This is a genomic window from Sphingomonas suaedae (assembly GCF_007833215.1).
Lineage (GTDB): Bacteria > Pseudomonadota > Alphaproteobacteria > Sphingomonadales > Sphingomonadaceae > Sphingomonas > Sphingomonas suaedae.
Genome location: NZ_CP042239.1, coordinates 2,627,874 through 2,651,443 on the forward strand (window position 1 = coordinate 2,627,874; position 23,570 = coordinate 2,651,443).

Annotated in this window: 14 protein-coding genes and 1 tRNA gene; 6 read left to right on the forward strand and 9 right to left on the reverse strand. The window is 62.8% G+C overall.

The window, feature by feature from the left end; translation table 11 throughout:
• Window positions 1–77: 77 nt before the first annotated feature.
• The 4 genes from FPZ54_RS12480 to FPZ54_RS12495 form a co-directional block, all read right to left on the reverse strand.
• Window positions 78–1,595, reverse strand: a complete 1,518-nt coding sequence (locus FPZ54_RS12480; protein ID WP_239019562.1) for an argonaute/piwi family protein — start codon at window positions 1,593–1,595, stop codon at window positions 78–80.
• Complete coding sequence (locus FPZ54_RS12485) at window positions 1,535–2,869, reverse strand: DUF4365 domain-containing protein (protein ID WP_145847659.1); 1,335 nt, start codon at window positions 2,867–2,869, stop codon at window positions 1,535–1,537. The genes FPZ54_RS12480 and FPZ54_RS12485 overlap by 61 nt, the downstream gene beginning before the upstream one ends.
• Before the next feature lie 117 nt (window positions 2,870–2,986).
• Window positions 2,987–4,816: a hypothetical protein gene (locus tag FPZ54_RS12490; RefSeq protein WP_145847660.1), complete on the reverse strand. Its 1,830-nt coding sequence runs from the start codon at window positions 4,814–4,816 to the stop codon at window positions 2,987–2,989.
• A gap of 136 nt (window positions 4,817–4,952) precedes the next feature.
• Complete coding sequence (locus FPZ54_RS12495; protein WP_145847661.1) at window positions 4,953–5,297, reverse strand: hypothetical protein; 345 nt, start codon at window positions 5,295–5,297, stop codon at window positions 4,953–4,955.
• A gap of 326 nt (window positions 5,298–5,623) precedes the next feature.
• Here FPZ54_RS12495 and FPZ54_RS12500 point away from each other — a divergent pair, with 326 nt between their 5' ends.
• The 6 genes from FPZ54_RS12500 to FPZ54_RS12525 all read left to right on the forward strand — a co-directional run bounded on the left by FPZ54_RS12500 (window position 5,624) and on the right by FPZ54_RS12525 (window position 17,517).
• Entirely contained in the window at window positions 5,624–6,652 is a 1,029-nt protein-coding gene (locus FPZ54_RS12500) for an IS110 family RNA-guided transposase (RefSeq protein ID WP_145847662.1), read from the forward strand.
• A gap of 409 nt (window positions 6,653–7,061) precedes the next feature.
• Window positions 7,062–10,418 (forward strand): type I restriction-modification system endonuclease, encoded by a 3,357-nt coding sequence (hsdR, locus tag FPZ54_RS12505; RefSeq protein ID WP_145847663.1) that lies wholly within the window; start codon window positions 7,062–7,064, stop codon window positions 10,416–10,418.
• A gap of 13 nt (window positions 10,419–10,431) precedes the next feature.
• Window positions 10,432–11,913: a class I SAM-dependent DNA methyltransferase gene (locus FPZ54_RS12510; protein ID WP_145847664.1), complete on the forward strand. Its 1,482-nt coding sequence runs from the start codon at window positions 10,432–10,434 to the stop codon at window positions 11,911–11,913.
• Window positions 11,910–13,208, forward strand: a complete 1,299-nt coding sequence (locus FPZ54_RS12515; protein WP_145847665.1) for a restriction endonuclease subunit S — start codon at window positions 11,910–11,912, stop codon at window positions 13,206–13,208. Before FPZ54_RS12510 ends, FPZ54_RS12515 begins: the two co-directional genes overlap by 4 nt.
• Before the next feature lie 56 nt (window positions 13,209–13,264).
• Window positions 13,265–16,180: an AAA family ATPase gene (locus FPZ54_RS12520; RefSeq protein ID WP_222428300.1), complete on the forward strand. Its 2,916-nt coding sequence runs from the start codon at window positions 13,265–13,267 to the stop codon at window positions 16,178–16,180.
• Window positions 16,177–17,517 (forward strand): McrC family protein, encoded by a 1,341-nt coding sequence (locus FPZ54_RS12525; protein WP_145847666.1) that lies wholly within the window; start codon window positions 16,177–16,179, stop codon window positions 17,515–17,517. Before FPZ54_RS12520 ends, FPZ54_RS12525 begins: the two co-directional genes overlap by 4 nt.
• A 497-nt stretch (window positions 17,518–18,014) precedes the next feature.
• On the opposite strand, the gene rtcA is transcribed toward FPZ54_RS12525, so the two are convergent.
• The 5 genes from rtcA to FPZ54_RS12545 form a co-directional block, all read right to left on the reverse strand.
• Window positions 18,015–19,028: an RNA 3'-terminal phosphate cyclase gene (gene rtcA / locus FPZ54_RS12530; protein WP_145847667.1), complete on the reverse strand. Its 1,014-nt coding sequence runs from the start codon at window positions 19,026–19,028 to the stop codon at window positions 18,015–18,017.
• Window positions 19,025–19,825 (reverse strand): nucleotidyltransferase domain-containing protein, encoded by an 801-nt coding sequence (locus tag FPZ54_RS12535; protein ID WP_186456756.1) that lies wholly within the window; start codon window positions 19,823–19,825, stop codon window positions 19,025–19,027. Before FPZ54_RS12535 ends, rtcA begins: the two co-directional genes overlap by 4 nt.
• Window positions 19,826–19,951: 126 nt before the next feature.
• Complete coding sequence (locus FPZ54_RS12540) at window positions 19,952–21,181, reverse strand: RtcB family protein (protein WP_145847669.1); 1,230 nt, start codon at window positions 21,179–21,181, stop codon at window positions 19,952–19,954.
• 58 nt (window positions 21,182–21,239) lie between these two features.
• A tRNA-OTHER gene (locus tag FPZ54_RS19900) sits at window positions 21,240–21,379 on the reverse strand.
• Window positions 21,380–21,733: 354 nt separating this feature from the next.
• The gene (locus tag FPZ54_RS12545; protein WP_145847671.1) at window positions 21,734–23,284 is read right to left on the reverse strand and encodes a vWA domain-containing protein; all 1,551 of its coding nucleotides are present in this window, start codon (window positions 23,282–23,284) and stop codon (window positions 21,734–21,736) included.
• Window positions 23,285–23,570 lie beyond the last annotated feature (286 nt).

Genomic DNA, 23,570 nt, shown 5'->3' on the forward strand with positions numbered 1-23,570 from the left:
TGCAAGCTCACCGATTGATCGCTTCTGCCGAGGGGGGAACTGACACCTGCCGGCAGCGGCAGCCTTATCCGAGATCCTCAGATATATTTGCGATAGTCAGTGCTCTCGACTTGCCCTTCCTCCAAATATTTCAGCACTTCGCCGACCATGCGAGCGGCGCGGATCGGGATCGGTAATCGCTGGTTCATTTGGGTCGAATTCCAGTTGATCTTTGTCAACGAAAACACCTCTTCGGCGAGCTGCGCGATGGTGCTGTCGCAACTCTTGTGCGGGCAAAGCAGCAACGGGCGCGGATCGTAGAGGCCGGGATAGGTGCCATAATAAGGCATGCTGCCATTAGTGTAGAGCAGTCCATTACCGGCAAGATCGACGAACGTGCCCCGTAAGACGGGGTAGTTGCCATCGCGGAGCAGCTTCACCGAGTAGGATTCCTGCACCCACACCAGATCGCGCAGCTCGGTTCCGGCCGCGTTCAACGCCTCCAGAATGCCTTCAGCCTCCTCGTCCTTGAACCGCGAGGTCTTGAGGACGATGACCCGTGCCGGCAGCGTCTTATGGTGCGTTTTGTAGGCGGCGAGCACATTCTCGATGATCTCGCGCGCGTCATCCCGTGTCATATACGGGTGACGCCCGCGGCTCTCGGTATGCGCGCGTTTCCCCTTGAGGACGAAGCCACGCCCGCGTTCGTCGAACATTTGCGCGGCGCTCGTGAAAAGCTGTTGGCCGCCCGCTTCGCGATAGAAGCTGATCCCGACATAGCAGGAGGTGAACTCACCCTCACGCGGCATTCGCCGCCACGGTATCCGGCCGCTACCCTTGTAATAGAGCGTAGTCATCAGGTTCCAACTGCGGCCCGCCATGTCCTGAATCTTGCGCGCGCTGCTCTCTTTGATCTTCTGCGAGATCGCGACCTTGTCATCAATCACGTCCTCCCAGACGATCTGAATGGGAAAATTGAGGCCCATCGCACGCGCCTTCAGCATCCCGCGGAAATTGGGTGCGTCCGACCCGCTGCTATCGTCCTTCTCTGTCGTGCCGCCTGCATCTACCTTGGCGTTCCAGACGCGCTCGAGAAGCCGGACCGGAAGCGCGATGATTGCGACGTCCGGCCGGTGCCCGCCGTCATCGAGCGCCTGAAGCTCGGCCATGATCTCGTCGACGGCGATTTCGACAGCCCGCTGATGATCCGGCTCCTTGGCGATCTTGTCGAGCTTGCTCTGCGAAAGCGCCGCGGTCGCGCCATCCTCGACCTCGAAACGGCAGCGATAGGGGCTCTGATTGCCCAGGCCCGGGAAGGCCGGATGCATGTTGGGATGCTTTTCGGACTTGCCGTCGATACCCGCCGATGCCGTCTCCAAAAACCGCTTCGTGTCCTCGATTGTCTTGGCGCTACCCACGACTCCGATCTTGATCACGTCGCCGACAAAGGGCTGCAGCGGCCCGGCCTCGAACAGGCCTAGTCGCGGGTCGGGATGGTGATGGCGATCGCCGAACTCCAGTTCGGGCTCTTCCAGGATGCGGGTCTGGAACGTCGTCATGCGAACAGACCTTCCGGCTCTTCGGTCTGTTCGGCCTTCTTCTTGCCGCCGCCCCAACCATCCTCGGGCACGCGGATCTCAAGCTGCACTGCCGGTGGTTCGCCAAACCGAAGGCGCGGCTCGGCCTCGACCACGGTCCCGAAGAGGTTGCTGGCCTCGCGTTCGTCAGAGCGGTCGGCTTCCGTCAGATACCGATGCCACATGATGACCTGGCCCCGCAGCGCCGCACTCTTGTCGAGCCGCTTCTTGCCGGAGAGCAGGCCGGCCGGGTGTGGATGGGGCGTAAAGCCGTTGGTCGTGAAGTAATAGGTCGGTGTGATGATCAGATACCATTGATCGCCCATCAGCTCGAAGCGCGGCTCAAATGCATGATGGCGGACGAAGGAAACCCGGCCTTCGTCCTTGTCGCTCATCGTGACATTCACGACATCGGCATCGGTCCTCTTCTTTGACGCCTCGTACGCAAAATTGCGGGGTGTGTCGGCCACTAGTGCCCGAAAATAGAGGATTTCCTGCGCCTTGCTCCAGTTCAGGCCTTGGCGGGTCTGGTGCCGCAATGTCTGCCGCAGCAAGTGGATGAACTTGTTCTGCTCATCCACATCGTCGTGAAGAGCCAGACTGGACGTCTCGATGGCCTCGACTTGGTCCAGGTCGACAATTTCGCTGCAGCACGACGTGCGCGGATCGTGAAACGACCAGAAGGTGCCGCCTCGTATGATCCAGTCAAATCGGACTGGCTCATCACCGTCCAGCAGCACCGCCGTCGCTTTGCGGCCGTCATAAGGAGTCGACGCAATGAACAGCTCGGCCGGCAGGTCGATCGGCAGCATGTTCACCAGGGCCTCTTCGCCGCCGCTAAGCGCGGGGACATAATAGCCAAAGCCGGCCTTAGGCACGGTGAGTGCGGCGAGGCGGTTGATGGAGCTGCTGTCCAACACATCGGCGGACTTATCGATTTGCAGGCGGCGCTCCGCCTGATCGGTGTCGCGGGCAACTTCCTTCCAGTAGAAGCTGTCGTCAACGCGGCGGTAAAATACCACAATCACCGGAAGATTGGATCCCCGCCAATATTCCAGATCCTGCTTTCGCAGCAGGTAGGTAAAGCCATCGTCGGTTTCGGAAGCGTAGCGCCCCTCATCCTTGGACTTAACTTGGACCGCAATCATTCGGGCCATTGGTTGACCCTTGTCCATCACCTCCGCGATGCCATCGATCCCTGCTTCCAGTCGGGATCGGCCGTCAAACTGAAAGCCCATTGTCAGGAACCGTCCCCTGACTGCGTTCTCACCGATCTCTCCGAGAATCTGGTTCGCTGTGAGGTGCTTTGCCATAGCTCAGATTTAGAACATTTGACGAACCTGCAGCAAGTCCCTTAGGGAGCCATCAACAAGGAATCTATGAAATCGCATCAGTTCAGTATCTGACGAGGTAGCTTTCTCCTTTACTATTCAAATGGAGGCGTCGGCCCAGCCTATCAGATCACCTCCAGTCGATCGAGCCGACAGCCGGGCCGCGTGCATCAAGGTGTCGAGCTGCTTCATTCTGATAAGCCGATCGCCCTTGGCCGTCTTCTTGGGCCCCCAGCAGTCATCCCACTCTCTTTTTGTAAGCTGTGGCTGGAATATGATCACCCGCTTTTGATAATTCTCGCCAAGATCACGGGCCGCTTTGATCATACCGCTTCGATCGGGCTGCGGCTTGCCCTCGTGCCAGACTGCTCCGGCGATCTTCTTTCCCTTTCCTGTTTCCAGCGCATCGCTCAGCAAGGTGCGATCGAGATGGCGGAGGTTCTTAATCGCCTGCCCGACTACCACTTCATACTGAGCCACTGAAACGTGCCGATGGTCCTCATTGGATTTTGACGCCTTGGCATGGATGAGGCTAACCATCTGCGCCTTGGGGTCGATATGGATGAAGTCGGCGAGTTCCATCGATCCGTCGTCGCTTGCGAGCCAGCCGGTCGTAAAGGCTTTGCGAACGACATAGCCAAAGAGCGAGTTGTCAAGCGTGCCATCTTCCTTCGCTGTGCCGATGCATTCGGCCAGTGTCTTTTCGTTATATCTGGCAGGCTTTTCCTCGCCGACCTCGTAGCCGGTGAGATCTTGGAAATCCCACTCGAAAGGCTGATCACGCCACGCCATTTTGTAGGCATCGGTGCCGACGAGAGTGACGCCGCCCTTGTAGTAAATCTTCAGCCAGTTCTTTGACACGGCCTTTTCAAACTCGACCCGGCGGCTCTCGCCTTCTGCAGGGGGTGAGGGCCATTTGATTTCGATTTTGATCTTCTCGATATATGAGATGGTGAGCTTGGCGCGGCCGATGAAGATGCCCTCGACCCAGATATCGAGATCAAGCGAGGCGCCGATGGTCGGCATCACTTCAAAGCGGCAGTCATAGGCCCAGATCTGGGCGAGGTCGCGCTCCTCCTCGTCCGAGTCGGACAGCAGTGCGAATGGGACCATGGCGGCGTCATAGGCCTCCTCGACGCCATCAAGCCCTTCCAGGCGCTGTGCCAGAGCTTTGAATGGGGGCTGTGCCGGCGCGGGCGGGCTCAATGCCCGGTCGAGTATAGCTTCGAGATCAGAACAGAAGCTGAGCCAGCTGGACGGGCGATTGAGCCAAATCCGACTGCTTGATGGCGCGGCCCCGACGGGGCTTTCAGTTTGAGGCTTTTTGCGTAATAGTCGGTCTGTTTGAGACATTGTTACTGTCGATCGAACCGCGCTGTAAAAATAGCTCTGATCTCCCAGTGGATCGAGCGCGTCCTCAAGTGCTGGACCAATCAGCGATTTTGCTGTTGGCTTGGATGCCGTAGGAACATGGGCGCCGCGCAGCCACATCGCGGTTGCAGCGGTTCCAACGAATGCGTCCTCGATCACCTTGTGGGGAAGAGCGCATGCGCATTTGAGATGGGTTGAGACCCAATCGCGTATTGCCGCCTCGCTAGCACATATGGCGGCCATTGCCCCCTTCACGGCGACCACTATGATATGGTGGCTGCAATCAACGAGCTTCGAATTTGGCGCCCAAGCCGGCGTCGTGGTGCATTCGATCATAAGTGTCGCCAACGATAAACCACCTTCGGTGCTGGTAGTGCTGGAAAGAAGTTTCCGATTGACGGTGCTTGCCAAATTCAGTCGATCGAGAATCTCGTCGCAGATGCTATTTGCGAGCGCCACATCGGCTTCGCTGGCATTGGACTTCAGAAGCACAGGCCCCAGAAATGGCCGTGTACCGCTGACTGCCGGAGTTTGCTTGGCAAGAGGTCTCTTCGCCATCTATCGCTGTCTCGTCTGTTTGAGGTCTCGGGGTTGCTAGCTATTGCCAATTGCGTCCGCAATTCTAGAGGCTTGCTCGCAAAATGCGTTTCCGATGAACACCAAATAATGCGTCGTTCAACGGACTTCATCGCCGTTACGAAGGACGAGAGCCGCCCGATTGATCTAGGGCCGTCGCAATCTCGGTGAGCAACGCCGGCCGTTGTTCGAGCATGGTTCGCGATAACAAGTCCGGTCTCGCCCAGTCGAACCGCTCGAACAGCCCCCGGTCGGAGAACAGGGTCTCATGGGCTTCGGAAGATACCTGCGCGGCACGCAAGGCATCCGGCCAATAGGGCTGACCGTGTGCCGACCTGGCGGCGATTTCTACCGTTATGCGAGCCTCAAGCGCCTCGATCGACTGCCTTAGCCGCGCGCGGTCATCCACTGGATAACGCCCAGCATGAGCGACATGCCGGTTGGGAGTGGCGTCACTGGCCATGCTGATCATCCATGAGAACCAGACACGCGATATCCGATACCGCAGTACTGCACAGTCCCTTTCAGTTGGCCAGCCACTGCCGACTGCGAAATGACTTCAGTTGGTCGACGGCTGCCGGAATAGCGGACGGTCGGCACCTAGCGAGCGAAAACTAGCCGCTGGGCGTCTGATTATGGTCGTGACCTGCCATGAGGGCGTGATCGGCGGGGGACGGCAGCTATGCTGAGTCGAGCGCCGGTAAGCTGCCTGTCCGCAACTGATGCTGTGGACGGCTCTCCACCACGCCTGCGGTAACATCGCGGGGTTGAGCTGGAAGGAGAGTCGCCATGGAGAAGGTCAAAACGATCGGTCTGGATATCGCGAAGTCGGTGTTTCAGGTGCATGGTGTGAGTGCTGATGGTGAGGTCGTGATCCGCCGCCAGCTGACGCGAGCGAGGATGCTGCCATTCTTCGCGAAGCTGCCGCGCTGCCTTGTCGGCATCGAGGCGTGCAACAACTCGCATTACTGGGCGCGCGAACTGACCAAGCTGGGTCACGATGTGAAGCTGATGCCGGCGCAGTATGTGAAGCCCTACGTCAAGCGCGGGAAGAACGACGCTGCCGATGCCGAGGCGATCTGCGAGGCGGTGACACGCCCGACGATGCGCTTCGTTGCGGTGAAGAGCCCAGAGCAGCAGAGCCTGATGATGTTACATCGAGTGCGGCTGATGCTGAACCGCCAGCGCACGCAGATATCAAACGCGATCCGGGCCCACATCTCGGAGTTTGGCGTCGTGGCTCCCGTTGGCAGGCTCGGCGTTGATCGGCTGCTAGAAGTCGTTGCTGATGAAAGCGACGATCGCGTTCCGCAGGATGCCCGTCTCTGTTTGCAGATGCTGGCAGCGCAGCTCGAAGTCGTGAAGCAGCAGATCCTCGAGAACGACCGGCGCGTGCTAGCCAGCGCGCGGCGAACAGAGCTGGGCCGCAGGCTGATGGATATTCCCGGTGTCGGGCCGCTCCTGGCAAGTGCGTTCGTCGCGTCGGTCGCTGACCCCACCATGTTCAAGACAGGTCGCGATCTAGCGGCGTGGATCGGCCTCGTACCCAAGCAGAACTCGTCAGGCGGTAAGGATCGGCTCGGCAGCATCACGCGTGCTGGCAACCGCTATCTCAGGCAGATGCTCGTTGTCGGTGCCATGGCGGTAATCCGCTACGCCCAACGGCACGGCACAAAACGACCTTGGCTCGTGCGGCTGCTCGCTCGCCGGCCTGCCAAGGTTGCCGCGGTGGCGCTCGCCAACAAGAACGCGAGGATGGTCTGGGCGCTGATGACCAGTGGCGAACGCTATCGAGAACCGATGCCGATGGCGGCGTAGAACTTTAGCGCGAGGCCGCGCACACGAGGTTGGGAAGGGCAATGAGGAGTTGATGCACAAAGCCGGTTGAAACCGCCGGATCGGGAAAACCCATTTTGGGCCGTGGCGCTTCGAGCGCGAGCTATAGGTCGGGACCCGGTTCGCGCGAAAGGCATCATGGCCAGCGGCGCATGACAAAGCCGCATCGAAAGGCCGGACACATGGCCGCCTCGACCAGCGGATGCAGAGCTTCGAAAACCCCTTGCCAACGGAGGGCCGTCCACACACGGCCCAGAACCTGCCACCCTTCGGGTGATTGGCTCTCGCCTTCTCAATCCGGGGTTTCGGCAGCGGGCGATAGAAAGTGCGAGCGGAAGGAGTTCGTCTTGAGCGAGTTGCATCGCGATCAACTCAAGCTAACATCCTCGAAATGGGGGTTCCGACCAGCAATTTCTGGTTTCTGGCTGAACATGGCCAACAGCTTGCTGGGCTCGGGGCGCTGGCTGAGCGTTATTTCGCCGATGATCCGCCTGGCGCGCTCATCAAGTTGCGGCAGCTCGGCGAGTTTCTCGCCAAGGAAGTCGCGGCCTCGCACGGGTTGCTGCCGGTCGGAGGCGCGTCTTTTGACGACGTTCTACGCACGCTCAAGGTGCGCGCGATCCTGCCGCGTGAGATTTCTGAATTCCTGTATCATCTGAAGCGGATCGGGAACGCGGCTGCCCATGAAAATGTCGGGAGCGCCGGTGATGCACTAACCGCGCTGAAGCTCGCGCGGAACACGGCGGTATGGTTCCACCAGACCTACGGCAACGCGCCCGGGTTCAAAGCGGGGCCGTTCGTACCACCCGCGCCTCCAGCTGACCCCGCGGCAGAACTTCGGGCAGAGATCGAACGCCTCAAAAAGGCCGTTGCAGCGAGCAGTGATCAGGAGGCGAAGGCGCGCCTTCTGGAGCAACAGGCAGCCGAAAAGGACAGCGAACGCGCCTTCTGGCAGGATTATGCCACCGAGGTCGAAGCATCGCTCAAGGCAGTCGAGGCCGAACTCGCCGCCACTCAAGCGGCAGCACAGGCCGCCCCACCCCAGCAGCTCGATCTCCTCGCCGATCTCGGTGCGCGCAACGCCCAGGCGATCGAGCTCGACGAAGCAACAACCCGGGTTCTTATCGACGAGCAGCTGCGCGCAGCCGGGTGGGAAGTCGACACCGCGGTTCTGCGCTACTCAGCGGGAGTCCGGCCCCAATATGGGAAGGCGATGGCGATTGCCGAATGGCCAACCGCCAACGGCCCTGTCGATTATGCCCTGTTCGTCGACGGGCGCTGCGTCGGCGTGGTGGAGGCCAAGCGTGGGGCGAGCGATGTCCCCGGCCGGATCGGACAGGCGAAACGCTATGCGCGCGACATCACGCTCACCTCCGATGAACTCCCCGGCGGAGGGCCGTGGCAGGACGGCGACGACCGCTTCCGCGTCCCGTTTCTCTTCGCCACCAACGGCCGGCCATATGTAAAGCAGCTCGCGACCAAATCGGGGATCTGGTTCTGGGACGCCCGCCCCGGTGGCGGCGAACCGCGCGCGTTGCCGGAGTGGTTCTCGCCGCGCGACCTGATCGAGCGGCTGGAGCAGCAGACCGAGGATGTATCCGGCGTTGCCGATCGCGAACTGGGCGTCACCGGCCTGCGCCCCTATCAGCGCGACGCGATCAAGGCGGTCGAAGACGGGGTCGAGCGCGGCCAGCGCAACATCCTCCTCTCGATGGCGACCGGCACGGGCAAGACGCGCCTCGCCATTGCGCTGATGTACGAACTGCTGCGCCGCAAGCGGTTCCGGCGCATCCTGTTCCTCGTCGATCGCAACGCACTCGGGCGGCAGACGCTCGACGCGATGAGCACGACCGACACGAGTGGCTTCCTCAAATTCGATCAGGTGTTCCCGGTCGCGGACATGGCGACCAAGTTCCCGGAGGCGACCGATCGGGTTCAGGTCGCGACGGTCCAAGCGATGATCCGCCGTATTTTCGACGATCCGGCAGCCGAGCGCCCCACCCCGGGCACCTATGACCTGATCATCGTCGATGAAGCGCATCGCGGCTACACCCTGGACGCAGAGCTGCGCGAGGATGATCTCGGCTTCCGCAATCTCGACGACTATCTGTCGGCCTATCGGCGGGTGCTCGATTATTTCGATGCGACCAAAGTGGCCCTTACGGCGACGCCGGCGCTGCACACCCGCGAGATTTTCGGCGCCGCTGTCTTCCATTACGGATATCGCCAGGCGGTGGTCGACGGCTATTTGATCGACCATCGCCCGCCGCGGCGCATCGTTACCGCGCTCAGCCAGACCGGCATCCATTTCGACCAGGACGAAGAGGTCCATATCGTCGATCCGCGCACCGGGCAGATCGACCTGTTCAACCTGGACGACGAGGTCGATTTCGAAGTCTCCGAGTTCAACAAGAAGGTCTACACCCGCGCGTTCAATCGCGCGGTGGCGCAGGCGATCGCGCTGGAGTGCCCACCCGATCAGCCGGGCAAGACCCTGTTGTTCGCTGCGCGCGACGACCATGCGGACATTCTGGTCGAGGAGCTGCGCGCCGCGCTGGCCGAGGAATATGGCCCGCAGGCACACGATCTGGTCGAGAAGATCACGGGCAAAATCGATAAGCCGCTCGACCGGATCAAGGCGTTCAAGAACGACCCGCGCCCCAAATATGTGGTGACGGTCGACTTGCTCAGCACCGGCATTGACGTCCCGTCGATCGTCAATCTGGTGTTCGTCCGCCGGGTCAACAGCCGCATCCTGTACGACCAGATGATCGGCCGCGCGACACGCCGCTGCGACGAGATCGGGAAGGAGTATTTCCGCATCTTCGACGCCGTCGACATCTACGCCAATCTGCAGGAGGTGAGCGACATGCGCCCGGTGGTCGTCGACCCGGCGCTTTCATTCGCTGTCCTGACCGCCGATCTCGAGCGCGCGACGAGTGAGGAGGACCGCGTCTTCGTCCGCGACCAGATCGTCTTGAAGCTGCGCCAGCGGATCAAGTACATCGACGAGGAACGGCGCCAGCGGCTTGAGGAAGTGCTCGGCCCGCTCCCCGACCTTGCCGACCGGTTGCGCGCCGCGCCTCCAGCAGAGACCATCGCGCTGTTCCGCGACCATCCCTCGCTGGCTGCCGCGCTCGATGCCGCCAACCCTGCGCGGCACGGCGACGGTATCCTCATCTCCGAACATGACGATGAGCTGATCGAGGTGATCGACGACTATGGGGACAAGGCCAGCCCCGCCGATTATATCGAAAGCTTCGAAACCTTCGTCCGCACCAATATGAATGCGGTGCCGGCGATGATCGCCGCGACCCAACGCCCCCGCGAGCTGACCCGCGCCGAGCTCAAGGAGCTCGCGATCCTGCTCGACGGCAACGGCTTTTCCGAAGCGACGCTGCGCCGTGCCTATGGCAGCGCGCGCAATGCAGATATCGCCGCCCACATCATCGGCTTCATCCGCCAGGCCGCGCTGGGCGATCCGCTCGTGCCCTATGAAACGCGGGTCGAGAATGGCGTACAGCGCATCCTCGCCAGCCGCGACTGGACGACGAAGCAGCGCCAATGGCTCACCCGCATCGGCCGCGCGCTGAAGGCGCAGCCGGTTGGCGACCCCGAAATGCTCCAGGAACCGCTCTTCGCCCAGGCGGGAGGGTTCGAAATGGTCGACCGCGAGTTCGACTCTGGTCTAGGCGATGTCCTCAAGGATCTGAACGCCGCCATCTGGGGCGACGATCGGGCCGCGTAATGAAAGCAAAGCGATGAACCCCTCCGCCGATCTGGTGAACAAGCTCTGGCGCCTGTGCGCGCTGCTCCGCAAGGACGGTGTGACGTACCAGCAGTACGTCACCGAACTCACCTATCTGCTCTTCCTCAAGATGGCGTCGGAGCAGAAGGATGAGAGCCGCATTCCAGAGGCCTATCGCTGGGGCGCGCTCAAATCGGCGAGCCAGACCGAGGTGCTTCAGCGCTACAAGCAGGCGCTGATGGACTTAGGCGACGGCACCAAGGTGGCCGATCGTTCGGTCGTCGCAATCTTTCAGAATGCTGCCACGATCATCCGCACCCCCGCCAACCTCCGCCAGCTGGTCGACGCGATCGACGGGCTGCACTGGTACAGCGCCGATCGCGATGCGTTTGGTGACGCCTATGAAGGTCTGCTCCAGAAGATGGCGGAGGAGACCAAGCGCGGTGCGGGCCAGTATTTCACCCCGCGCACGCTGATCGAGGTGATGGTCGCCCTGATGCAGCCGCGTCCCGGTGAGGTCATTCAGGACCCGGCAGCAGGAACCGGCGGTTTCCTGATCGCCGCCAACAGCTTCATGAAGGCGGCGAGCGACGATTATTTCGAGCTCAGCCCGAAGCAACAGGCGTTCCAGCTGCAACAGGCGTTACGCGGCGTTGAGAATGTGCCCGACACCTTCCGCCTGCTGCTGATGAACCTGCATCTGCATGCGATCGACCCGGACAATCTCGACCTCGCCGACACGCTGAGTCCGGCGGGCCAGCGTCCGCAGTTCAAGAATGCCGACCTGATCCTGACCAACCCGCCCTTTGGCCCGGCGGGTGGACCGCCGACGCGCGATGACCTGACCATCACCGATCGGGTGTCGTCTTATCAGCTGCCCTTTGTCGAACATTGCATCCGCGCGCTTCGGCTCGGCGGGCGAGCCGCGATCGTGGTGCCGGACAATGTCCTGTTCGATGACGGACGCGGCAAGCTGCTGCGCCAGCGGTTGATGAGCTGGTGCAACCTCCACACCATCCTGCGCCTGCCGACCGGCATTTTCTATGCCCAGGGGGTCAAGACCAACGTCCTGTTCTTCACCCGCGCGGATGAAGAGGCACCGACGCAGGATGCCACGCGCGAAGTGTGGATTTACGACGCCCGGTCCGGCGCGCCATCCTATGGCAAGACCAACCCGTTCAAGGCCGAAGACCTGGCCGATTTCGTCTCCGCGTTCGGCGACGATCCCTTCGGCGGTGCACCCCGCACCGATCAGGGACCGGAAGGCCGCTTCCGCCGCTTCACCCGTGAGGAGATTGCCGCGCGCGCTGACAATCTCGACATCGCCTGGCTCAAGGACACCAGCGCCGACGCCGAAGACGGCCTCGACACGCCGGAGGATATCGCTGCCGCAATCGAGGGGCATTTGAAGGTGGCGCTGGAGGAGATTGCGGCGCTGGTGGCGGAATTGGAGAGTGATGTTAGCGGGCCTGCGATGGTGGAGGCAGCAGAGTGACGCTGCCGGAAAGCTGGGAAACGATCCAACTCGCTGAGTGCCAAGCTAGAACCACTACTGTTGATCCACGGAAAGAGCCGCTCACAAAGTTCGACTTGTTCAGCGTCCCGTCCTACTCTGACGCTACGCCGGACCAAGTGACGGGCGCGGATATCGGGAGCGCCAAGCAGGAGGTCGAGCCGGGCGACGTGCTCTTGTGCAAGATCGTACCGCATATCCGCCGCGGTTGGGTCGTACCTCCCCCCTCGGGGCGAGCGCAGATCGCCTCAGGGGAGTGGATCGTATTTCGTGACACGCCGCTCGAACCTAATTTTCTGCGCCGTTTCGTCCTGTCTGACGAGTTCCATGATCAGTTCATGCGAACTGTTTCGGGGGTCGGTGGGTCGCTGATGCGGGCGCGCCCGGCGGAGGCAGGAAAGATCAAGGTCCCAGTGCCGCCTTTGGCCGAACAGCGCCGCATCGTCGCTAAGTTGGACGCGCTGACAGCCCGCCTCGCGCGCGCGCGGGCAGAACTGGACCGGGTACCGGTCCTGGTGAGGGATTTTCGAAAAAGGACACTCGGCCAAATGTTTGCCGGCGACTGGGCGAACGTGGTCGACCTAGGTTCGCTCACCCTGCCAAGCGCACCAATACGCTATGGCGTCCTTCAACCTGGAGGCGAAAAGGGCTCCGGTGTCCAGATGATCCGGGTCTGCGATCTTCACGATATGCAAGTTGCATGGCCTAGTCTTCGGCGGATAGCGCCCGAAATTGACAGGCAGTTTTCCAGCGCCCGCGTGCAAGATGGCGACGTTCTAATCTCTGTGGTCGGAACCATTGGTCGTATCGCCGTGGTTTTTGGAATGAAAGAGCCCACCAATATCGCGCGAGCTGTCGCCAGGCTACGGCCGGATACGAGTAAGGTCCACCCTATGTGGCTCGCCTTGCGATTGGCGGCGGAAGATTGTCAGAAGATGTTCGCCGCGGATGCTCGCGAGGTAGCTCGCAAGACTCTGAATGTCTCGTTGATCAAGGCGACACCCATCGCGCTGCCCCCGTTATCTGTCCAAGCTGCGGCGGTCCGAACGCTCACCATCGCTTTCGCCCGCGCCGACCGTCTAGAAGCCGAAGCTGCGCGCGCCCGGGCGCTGATCGACCAGCTCGAGGCCGCCATCCTCGCGAGGGCGTTCCGCGGCGAGCTGGTCCCGCAAGACCCGAATGACGAGCCCGCCAGCGTCCTGCTCGACCGCATCCGCGCCGAACGCGCCGCTGCGCCCAAGGCGAAACGGGGACGACGCGCAAAGGCGGACGCATGACGATCGTTAGGCGAGTGGGACGCACGGGATAAGGTCGGCAAAGGGGGACAGAGAGGATGCGTGACCGGGAGTTCCGCCAGTGGCTGGCGCGACGCGAGTATCAGGGGACACCGCTTACCGCGAAGGGCGTCAACAATCGCGCGCGCAAGGCACCCCGGATCGAACGCGCGCTGGCGGAGCTTGGCTTTGCCGAACGCGATCTGGACACACTCCACGCCAATGGCCGCTGGCCCGCGCTGGTCGATGCGGTGCGGCGGGTCGCAGCGGACTGGCACGCGAACGAGGCCGCTGCGCGCAAGATGGCGCCCCAGGCACCGGACCCGACGCGCCAGCTGACCAACCTGATCAACGTCGCGCGCCAATATGGCCATTTCGCCGATGGCAAGGACCCCAACTATGACGCCGGGGCCGACGCACCGGAAACGGACGAGATCGATCCCGCTGCGCTCGCGGCGTTGAAGGCCCGCTTCATCGCGGCCTATCCCAACTTCGAGCAGGAGGGTGGCTTTGGCGGTGATGGGGCGTATTTCCGGGATGAGGACGGCTACAAACGCGCGCTGGTAGCCAAGGTCGCGCCGCTGATCGCAGACCCCGCGCAAGATGAAGCCGCGCTGGGCGCTGCGCTGCTCGATCACGTCCTCGACAAGGATGTGAACCTGGTCGGGGACTATCGACGGCGCGGCCATATCGAAGCGGTTCGGGCGCGGTCGGGCGGCGCGCTGGAAGCGGCTGTTGGCGCGCTGGCGCGATCGAAAGCCCCGCCCCCGGAAGCGGCAGAGTCGTTCGTCAGCGCGGCGTGGGACCTGATCAAGCAGGGCAGCGAGCAGAGCATGCCCTATGCCGACATCCGGGTTCTCGCCACGCTGTTCCAGGCGCTTGCCCGCCCGTCCGAAGCAATCGCCGTCAACCATACCCGCTTCTACCATCTCGGCCTGGCGCTCTGGGGTAAGTCGATTTTCGGCAACAATCCGCTGACGGCCGCAGAATATGAAGCGGTGCTCGACCTCTCCGACAGCCTGTTCGACGCGATGGAGCAATGGGGCTGGGCGCCGCGCGACCTGTGGGACGCGCAGGGTTTCGTCTGGGTCACCTGCAAGGAGAAGCCAGACATGGATGGTGGACGGGACGCGGATCGAGTCCGTGACCATGCGCTCAAGACCTACATCGAGCCCGCACGTGCGCGCGGCGACGATCGCGTTTCGATCCGATGCGGCGACGTCCACAGCGCGCTGGGGCTTTCCGCCGCGCATGCGAATGTGTGCCAGGCGCTGCGCGGTCAGAAGTTTCAGAAGATGGCTGGCACGGGCGTTCCGACCTACACCGGCCCAGATAACAGTTCGACGACCACCTTCACTTACGAGTTAGGCGGCGCGTCTTTGGAAAGAACTGACGGTCCAGCGCCTACCAATCTGATCCTCTATGGCCCGCCGGGTACCGGCAAGACCTACGCGACCGCTGCCGAAGCGGTGAAGCTGTGCGATGGTGAGGCACCGGATGGTCGCGCGGCGCTGATGGCGCGTTATCGCGAGCTCGAGACCGAGAAGCGGATCGTGTTCGTCACCTTCCACCAGAATTACGACTACGAAACCTTCGTTGAGGGCCTCCGCCCCGAAACGGGCGCGAGCGACGCCGAGGGCGCGTCCGCCGGGTTCCGGCTTGAACCGAGACCCGGCATATTCCGCGAGATCTGCGCTCTCGCCGAACAGGCACGCACGCGGTCGGCACCCTCGTCAGGTTCGATCAGCTACGATTTCTCCGGCCGGCGCTTTTGGAAGATGGGCCAAGGCGCAATCGGCAGCGAAGATGACGTCTATGACGCTGCAATTGCCAACAACTACATCGCGCTGGGTTGGGGTGGCTCCATCGACTGGAGCCCAGAGAGGTTTGCGTCGTTCGATGCGATCAAGGCAGAGTGGCTTGAACAAAACCCTGACGACCCAACGCCAAGCAACTGGACGCAGACCTGGCCTTTCCGTTCGGAGATGAAGGTCGGCGACATCGTCATCGTGCCCTATGGGAACACCGCGTTTCGCGCGATTGCCGAGGTCACTGGCGAGTATCGCTACGAGCCGTCAGCCGAAGGCTATTATGCGCACCGCCGCGACGTTCGCTGGCTCCTCACGCTAGACGAGCCGCTGCCCCTTGATACGATCGTCGAGGGGAACTTCACCATGCGGACGTTGTATGCGCTCGCCAAGAAGCGGGTGAACCTACCGGCATTGGGAAGGTTGATTGCTGGGGATAGCGACACCCCAGCGGAGACGGGGAGCGTCGCAACGCCGGAGCAATTCGTCCTCGTCATCGATGAGATCAACCGTGCGAACATCTCCAAGGTCTTTGGCGAATTGATCACGCTGATCGAGCGGGACAAACGTCTCGGCATGGGCAACGCGCTCACCCTGACGCTTCCCTACTCCAAAAAGCGCGATTTCGGCGTGCCCGCGAACCTTCACATCATCGGCACGATGAACACCGCCGATCGCTCGATTGCACTGCTCGACACGGCACTGCGGCGGCGGTTCCGGTTCAAGGAGCTGGCTCCGGACGAGACGCTTTTGCCTCAGAGCTCAGAGGGCATCCCGCTTCGCCAAGTCCTGCGGACGATCAACGACCGGATCGAGTACCTCATCGATCGCGAGCACCGCGTCGGCCACGCCTTCTTCATCGGCTGTGAGGACAAAGACGCTGTCGATGCTGTCATGCGCGACAAGGTGATCCCGCTGCTTCAGGAGTATTTCTTCGAGGACTGGAGCCGTGTGGCTGCGGTGCTCGGTGAGCCGAAGGGCAAGGGAGGCGGGTTCCTCGATTGCCGCAAGATCAAAGACCCGACCGGCGAAGGCGGCGAGGATCGTGAGAGCTGGAGTGTCCGTAAGACATTCGAGCTTGATGCCTATCGTCGCCTCGTCGGCAAGCCGGTCGAAGATGTGCCCGCGGAGGCGGACGAACTCGATGGCGCCGAGGACGAAGCATGACCCATCGCACGGTCCTTGAATGGGGCCGTGTCGAGGTCGGCGAGAGCGGGTTCAGTCGTCCTCAGGCCGATGCTCTTCTGGCCGCTGCACGGAGCCATGTGCTGGGCGGGAATGACGGGACGGATATTCTGTGCGACCACCATCGCTACCTGCGCGCACGACAGGCGGTTGGCGTCATCGCTGCGCGCGGGTGCAGCCTCGAAATCCTGCCTAAGGTCGATGCCGGTCTGGAGCTGGCCGATCCGGCGGCAGTGCGGGCGCGGCTGGTGCACATGCTTGATGTCGCGCACGGTCTGAACCTCTCTTCCGGTGAAGCGACGGCGATGGCGCGTCGCGCCAACTCGCTGCTCGACATCTTCATCGCGCTGTTCGCAGACCGATTGCTGGCCGAAGTGCGGCGCGGATTACCCCGCCAGTATCGCTCAGAAGAGGACGATCTACGCGCGCTGCGCGGCAAGCTCGATGTGGTGCGCCAATTCACGGTCCATGCGGTGCGCCCGGACCGGTTGGCGTGCCGGTTCGACGCGCTCGATGGCGATACACCGCTGATGCGCATCATGAAGGCGTGCGTTCTGCTGCTGACGCGCCACGCGAAGGCGAGCAGCACCCAGAGGAAGCTTGCCGAGCTTCGCTTCCGGATGGCAGATATCAGCGACGTTCCGCGCGGATCGCTCCCGTGGAAGCAGGTTCGGATCGACCGATCCAGCCAACGATGGCGCGCACTGCTTCAACTTGCGCGCCTACTCGTCGGGTCGAGCTGGCAGCAAACGCATGCAGGAGCGGGCACGCCCGACGGCATCACGCTACTGTTCGCGATGAATGATCTGTTTGAGCGCTATGTGGCGGTCCAACTGCGTAAGGCGCTCGGCGACACGGATCTGACGGTCGATGCGCAAGGGGGCGGCGCCTATTGCGTCGGCCCGTGGATCGAGGGTGAAACCGTCGTCGGGAACAGCCACCCGACCCGGCCCGACATTCTCGTGAAGCACGAAGGACGGATCGTGGCCATCCTCGACACGAAGTGGAAGCCGGCCGAAAGGGGCGTGTCGCACGCCGACATCTATCAGATGATGGCCTACGCTCGGCTCTATGACTGTCAGCGTCTTGTCCTGCTGTACCCCGCCTCGGTTGGCGGCACGGGCGGAGCGATGACACATGGGCTAGCTGCCGGCGAAGACCGGCTCGACGTGGCAAACGTCGCGCTGAACATCTCCTCGTCGACTATCCGACAGGGGCTCCGCGAGCTGGTTATGACAATAGTCCCTCACGGGACCGGTGCGCCTTCGCAAGGCTATCGGTGGATTAACGCCGCTCCGCTTCCATCACCCGGACTCTGATTGGAATGCACAAGAGTGTGAGTTTAGCGAACTCGGCGCGTCTGCTCCAAACACTCCCTACTGCCAATGGCTCCCAAGACAAATTTCGGAACGTATTTCGGCAATTTCGAAAGCCGAATCACATGAGACATCTTGACACGCTTTGAGTAAAATCGTAATCAAATCATCCCTTGGATCAAAAGTATCGCAGTTGTAGGGCAATAATTAGGGGAATATCTGATTATCTACCTTAGTTTGTTTTAATTATTTCAATTGTTTATTTAATATCATCGAGTTCTCTTCTGGGCACCAATACTGGCTCTGGATACGTCCAGCAGCGTCCAGTAAGCGGCTGGTTTCACAGCATTTTTAGACCGAGAATCGCCAGACACCGTCCGGCGAAATCCGGCTAAGAGCACCAGCAGCGACCCCAATTGTTGCTCTTTTTGTTGTCCTGGGATCGACCCGGCCTTGCTGGGATTTGCCATCTGCGCGCCCCCCGCAAGGAGGATTCTGAACTAGCGCCATTCGACGCGATGTGTTCCGTCCGGCTGATCGCGGAACACGCCGCGGCGGCCGATGAAGCGTTCGATCACGTCGCGCGCGGTCAGGCTGTGCTGGCTTGGCTTGACGGTGGTGAAGGCGCCCCCGCCCGCAAGCGCGAACGGCAGCAGGAGCTGGTCCTGCAGATACGGTCCGGCAAAGGCGTTCGACGCCAGATATCCGGCCATGCGCCCTGCCGCCATCTTCGCCACGCGCTCGGCCGGGACGCCGAGCTGGCCAAAGCCGCTGACAATCTCGGTGACATGCTCGAACGCCGCCTCGATCAGCACGATGTTGCCCGGCCCCTGCTCCTCGGGGAGCTGCCGCACCGCGAAACTCTCTTCCGGCCAATCCAGCGCCTTGCGTGCGGCGCCGATCTCCCGATCGGCGATCTCGAACGGCAGCGCGGCGAACATCGCCGTCACGCTGCGCTCATGCAGCGCCCCCCGCTCGACGCACGCGATCGGGGTAAGCGGCGCCGGGGTGATCTCCACCTCGATCCGCCCGCCACCGCGCGGGTAGAAGCCGTGGCGGATCAACCGCGCCTCGACGGTCGGCCCCATGCGGTTGACGATCGGCAGGAACGTCTTCGCGATGAACTCGAACGGCGGGGCGAGCATGTTGTGCGTGCCGCCCTCCAGGATCAGGCGCGAGGGCGCATCGGAGAGCACGAGCGGCATCAGCAACGTCTGGAGCACAAGCCCCGTGCTCCCCGCCGTGCCGACCGCAAAGCGATATTCGCCGGGCACCACCTTGCCCGGCGTGAAGGTTATCTCGGACGCGCCGACCGCAAGGTCTTCGCACGTCGCGTTGCCCAGCGCGCACGCGGCCTCGACCGCGGTGACATGCTGGCGCATCAGCCCTGGCTTGGACCGCTTGCCGCGCGCATTGGTGATGCGGAACGGCTGGCCGGTGATCAGCGACAGCGCGCACGCATTGCGCACCACCTGTCCGCCGCCTTCGCCTTCCGATCCGTCGATGATGATCATTGATTTACCAGTTCCAGAAAAAGGTCGTTGGCACGCGCCGCCCATATTGGGGACGGGGTGCGCACCGCGAGTTCGGCGGCGCGCCCCAGCTCGTCGGCGATCAGCGCGTCGAGCAGCGGCACACGCGTGCCATTGCTGCGCTCGTTGGTCCGCGCCTTGGCCGCGACCAGCTCGGCGATCGCCGCCTCGGCTTGTGCCGACAGATCCGCCAGCGCGACCAGCGCTTGAAGGTTCATCGGCGGACGCCGGTCGGGGTGGCGTCGCAGCACGCGAATCGCGAGTGCCGGACGCAGCGCATAGAAATACTTCTTCACCGCGACGTCGCCATCGCCGTCGAGCCAGCGGTCCGCCGCGGTCCGCCCCAGCCGCGCATAGTGATGCGCTAGTGCGCGGGCATCGAGCATCGCGTCGGCGAGCGCCGCGAACTTCGCCACGAACGGATCGTCGGGGCGATAGCGGATCGGCGATTCGATCCATTCGCTGACCACCGCGTTCGACTTAAGCAGCAGCCCGAACGCCTTGCGGATGTCCCAGCCGTTGAGGTCGATCTCATCGACGATCGGCCGCTCGATCACGTCGCGGCCCGGCGCCAGCGACAGATACCAGTCGCGCGGGCGGACATAGATGAAGCGGATGTCGTAATCGCTGTCGGGCGAGGGAAAGCCCCAGGCGCGCGAGCCGGATTCGACCGCCATCAGCACGCGCACGCCCTCCTCCGCCTCGATCGCGGACAGGCGATGCTCGATCTCGCGGCGCACGTCAGGTGCGATGCTGGGGTTCAGTTCCACGGTAATCATCTCGTTTCTTCCTACCGTCATCCCCGCGAAAGCGGGGACCCATCTCCTCACCGCGCCAATTGGACGACAGTTCGGGAGATGGGCCCCCGCGTTCGCGGGGGTGACGAGATGAGTGCGCGCAAAGGGTCACCCCTTGACGCACACCACCTGCTTCAGCGTGTGGACGATCTCCACCAGATCGGCCTGGGCGGCCATCACGGCTTCGATCGGCTTGTAGGCGCGCGGCGTTTCGTCGATCACGCCTTCGTCCTTGCGGCACTCCACGCCCATCGTGTCGGCGATATGCTCGTCGAGGCTCACCAGCTTCTTCGCCTCGGTGCGCGACATCACGCGCCCCGCACCGTGCGAACAGCTGTCGAAGCTCTCGGCATTGCCAAGGCCACGGACGATGAACGATTTCGCGCCCATCGACCCCGGGATGATCCCCATCACGCCCTTCGCCGCACGCACCGCGCCCTTGCGGGTCACGAGCACATTCTCACCGAAGTGGTTCTCGCGCTGGACGTAGTTGTGGTGGCAGTTGACCGCCTCCATCTCCGCGTCGAACGGCTTGGCGATCTGGAGCCGCAGCGCCGCGATCACGTTCGCCATCATCACGCGCCGGTTCAGCGCGGCAAAGTCCTGCGCCCAGCCCACCGCCTCGACATAATCGTCGAAATGGTCGGTCCCTTCCGGGAAGTACGCCAGGTCCTCGTCGGGCAGGTTGATGTGCCATTTGCGCATATCCTGCTTCGCCAATTCGATGAAGAAGGTGCCGATGGCATTGCCGACGCCGCGCGATCCCGAATGGAGCATCACCCACACCCGCGCCTCCTGATCGAGACACAGCTCGATAAAGTGGTTGCCGGTGCCGAGCGTTCCGAGATGGACGAGGTTGTTCGTCTTCTCGAGCCGCGGATATTTGTCGGTGATCCGCTTGAACCGCGCGGCGAGCGTGGACCAGGCTTCGACGATGTGCGCCTGGGGATCGCCCCACGCGCCCTTGTCGCCGCGCCCGCCACGGCCGGTGGTGCGTCCGTGCGGAACCGCACGCTCGATCGCGCTCCGGATGCCCTCCAGATTGTCGGGCAAGTCATGCGCCATCAGCGAGGTGCGCGCCGCCATCATGCCACAGCCGATGTCGACGCCGACCGCCGCCGGGATCACCGCGCCCTTGGTCGGGATGACCGAACCCACGGTCGCGCCGATTCCGACATGGACGTCGGGCATCGCCGCGACATGCTTGAAGATGAACGGCATCCTGGCCGCGCGCGCCAGCTGTTCGCGCGCCTTGTCGTCGACCGGCACGCCCCGGGTCCAGCTCTTGATCGGCACGCCGCCGTCGACGTGGCTGTATTCGAAACGCGTCTGGGTCATCGTGAACTCCTGCTTGCAATCATGGTGCCGGCGACGAGGGTTGGCGAGACATTCCGGGCGAACCCGGGGTGGAGTCGAACCACCTGAGCCTTTCGGCCTTACCGATGTAGTCCCGCCGGCATTCGCCAGCTTGTTTGATGGTCACGGCGACGAAGGGTGACCGGACGGTTACGCGCTCTGCCGCTGAGCTACGGGCCCCCAATGGTGGACCCGGCGGGATTCGAACCCGCGACCTCGGGATTAGCAGTTCCATGTAGTCCGGTCGGCATTCGCCGTGATGTTCGTGGGGCGACGAGGGAATGGTGGACATGCTCTACCGCTGAGGCAGGGCGGGATTCGAACCCGCGACACCCATGTAGTCCAACCGGCATTCGCCCTGTGAATAGGTTGGCCGTGGCGACGAGAATCGGTGAGACAGCGCGTCCTTAAGCTACCTCCAGCGGGCGGGATTCGAACCCGCATCTCCCCGGTGCCTTGCAGCAGTCGGGGCGCTTTGCCCATAGGGACTCTCTGTGGTGGATGTAGTCCCACCGGCATTCGCCACGGCCTTGTTCAAACCTCCGTCTGCTTGACGGTGCTGACCCAGTCGCGCGTCTCGCCACGGGCGAAGCGTGCGACGGTGTCGAACACCGCGTCGGAGAAGCCCCCGACATTGAGAATGTCCGCCCGACCGGAAGCCTGGGTGGTTCCATAGGGCTGGATGTCGATGCACACGAGCTTTGCGCTCGGGTTGCGCCGCTTGATCTTGTCCCACTGGCGCATCGTCTCGGTCGCGCCGCGGCGGTTCTGGTCCACCCACGACTCATTGTCCGACACGATCACCACCAGGTCGACCGCCGCATTCTCCGCCACCAGCTGCGCCAGCGGTGCCGACACGCTCGTGCCGCCGCCGCCAACCGCCGCCAGCTTTGCCGCGTTGACGGCAAGCCGCGCACGCGGATCAAGGTTCAGGCGCACCACGCGCTGCTCGAACGGCAGCACCCGGGCCTTCGCATTGGTCCGCAGCATCGCCGAAGCGACCAGAGCGGCAATGTCGATGCAACGCATTTTGGTCGTGGCGCCCTTGCGGACCCCGGTGACCGGCGAGCTCATCGACCCCGACACATCGGGGCAGACGACCACATTGCCGCGGATCGCGGGCACGTTGCGCAGCGACGCTTCCAGCGCATCCTCCAGCGCCCCCTGAACCTTCAGCGGCACGCCGTCCCCGGCCGCGTTGAGCGCCATCAGCACCTGATAGGGCAGCACGCGCGCCTTGGTCAGCGCTTCGGCATCGGCGAGCCGTTCGGCGACGCGCTCGGTCACCCCCTTCACCCCGAACGCGCCATTGCGCGCCAGCGTGTTGAGGTTGATCCGCAGCGCCTGCCACCCCATCCGCCCGGCCAGCTCGCCCCACTGCACATCGCGCAGCGGAAAGGCGGTGAGCCATTCGAACGGCACCGGCGGCAGCGCGATCCCGCGTGGGTTGCGCTTCCACGTCTCGAACGCGGCGATCTCGGCCGGGAGCGCGGCGACATCATAGGGCTTGCCGATCAGCCAGCCATAAAATGCGCGCCGCTCCGCGTCCGCAGGCTTGGGGTGCACCATCCGCACGATGTCGGCGAGCGAGGGCGCATTGCCCGTCGCAGCCGCCATCAGATCGCGCATCGACGCCTGCTCCAGCCAGCGCTGGACCAGCCGCTTCGGACGCGACCCGAGCGAGGTGCGCCCGACCTGACCCGAGCGCAGGATCTGCACGAAGTTGCGCAGCATCCGGCCATTGTCGATCACGCGGCCAAAGACGCGGACCGACAGATCGGGATCCGCGACCGTCAGCCATGCGGCAATCAGCGCCGGCATGTCCTTCATTGCCCCCGACTTGCGGGCATAGACCGCGACCTGCGCCGCATAGAACGGGTCGACCGCGTTAAGCGCGTCGAGCATCTGCTTCAGCTGCGCTTCGGCGGATGCGTAATAGGCGTCACCCATCGTGCCGGTCGCCGCAAGCTGCGCGAGCAGCGCTTCCGGCCCATAGGCATAGGCCGGCGCGTCCTCCCGGTTCACCGTGTCCGGTGCCGGAAGCAGCTTTGCGATCGCCGAAGCGAACAGTCCCTTGTTGGCCATCGTCCAACTCCCTTGGTCAGACACCCATTGGCGCCCGTTTGAAATTCCTCGGGGGCGACCAGCCCATTCCGGTCGCCCCGCGTTCCGCGTGCCGGGTGGAAGGTTCGACCGCTTCCATTCGACACGGATAGCTTTGCAGGAGCCGTGCCAGTTTGGTGACATAATGACGCGAGATCATTGAACATACTGATATATAATGATTTAAAGTCGCCAAACGAGGGATGGTGGGCGACGAGCGGCATTCACAAGTGCTGAAGATTCATATCGCTATGGATCGCATCTTATC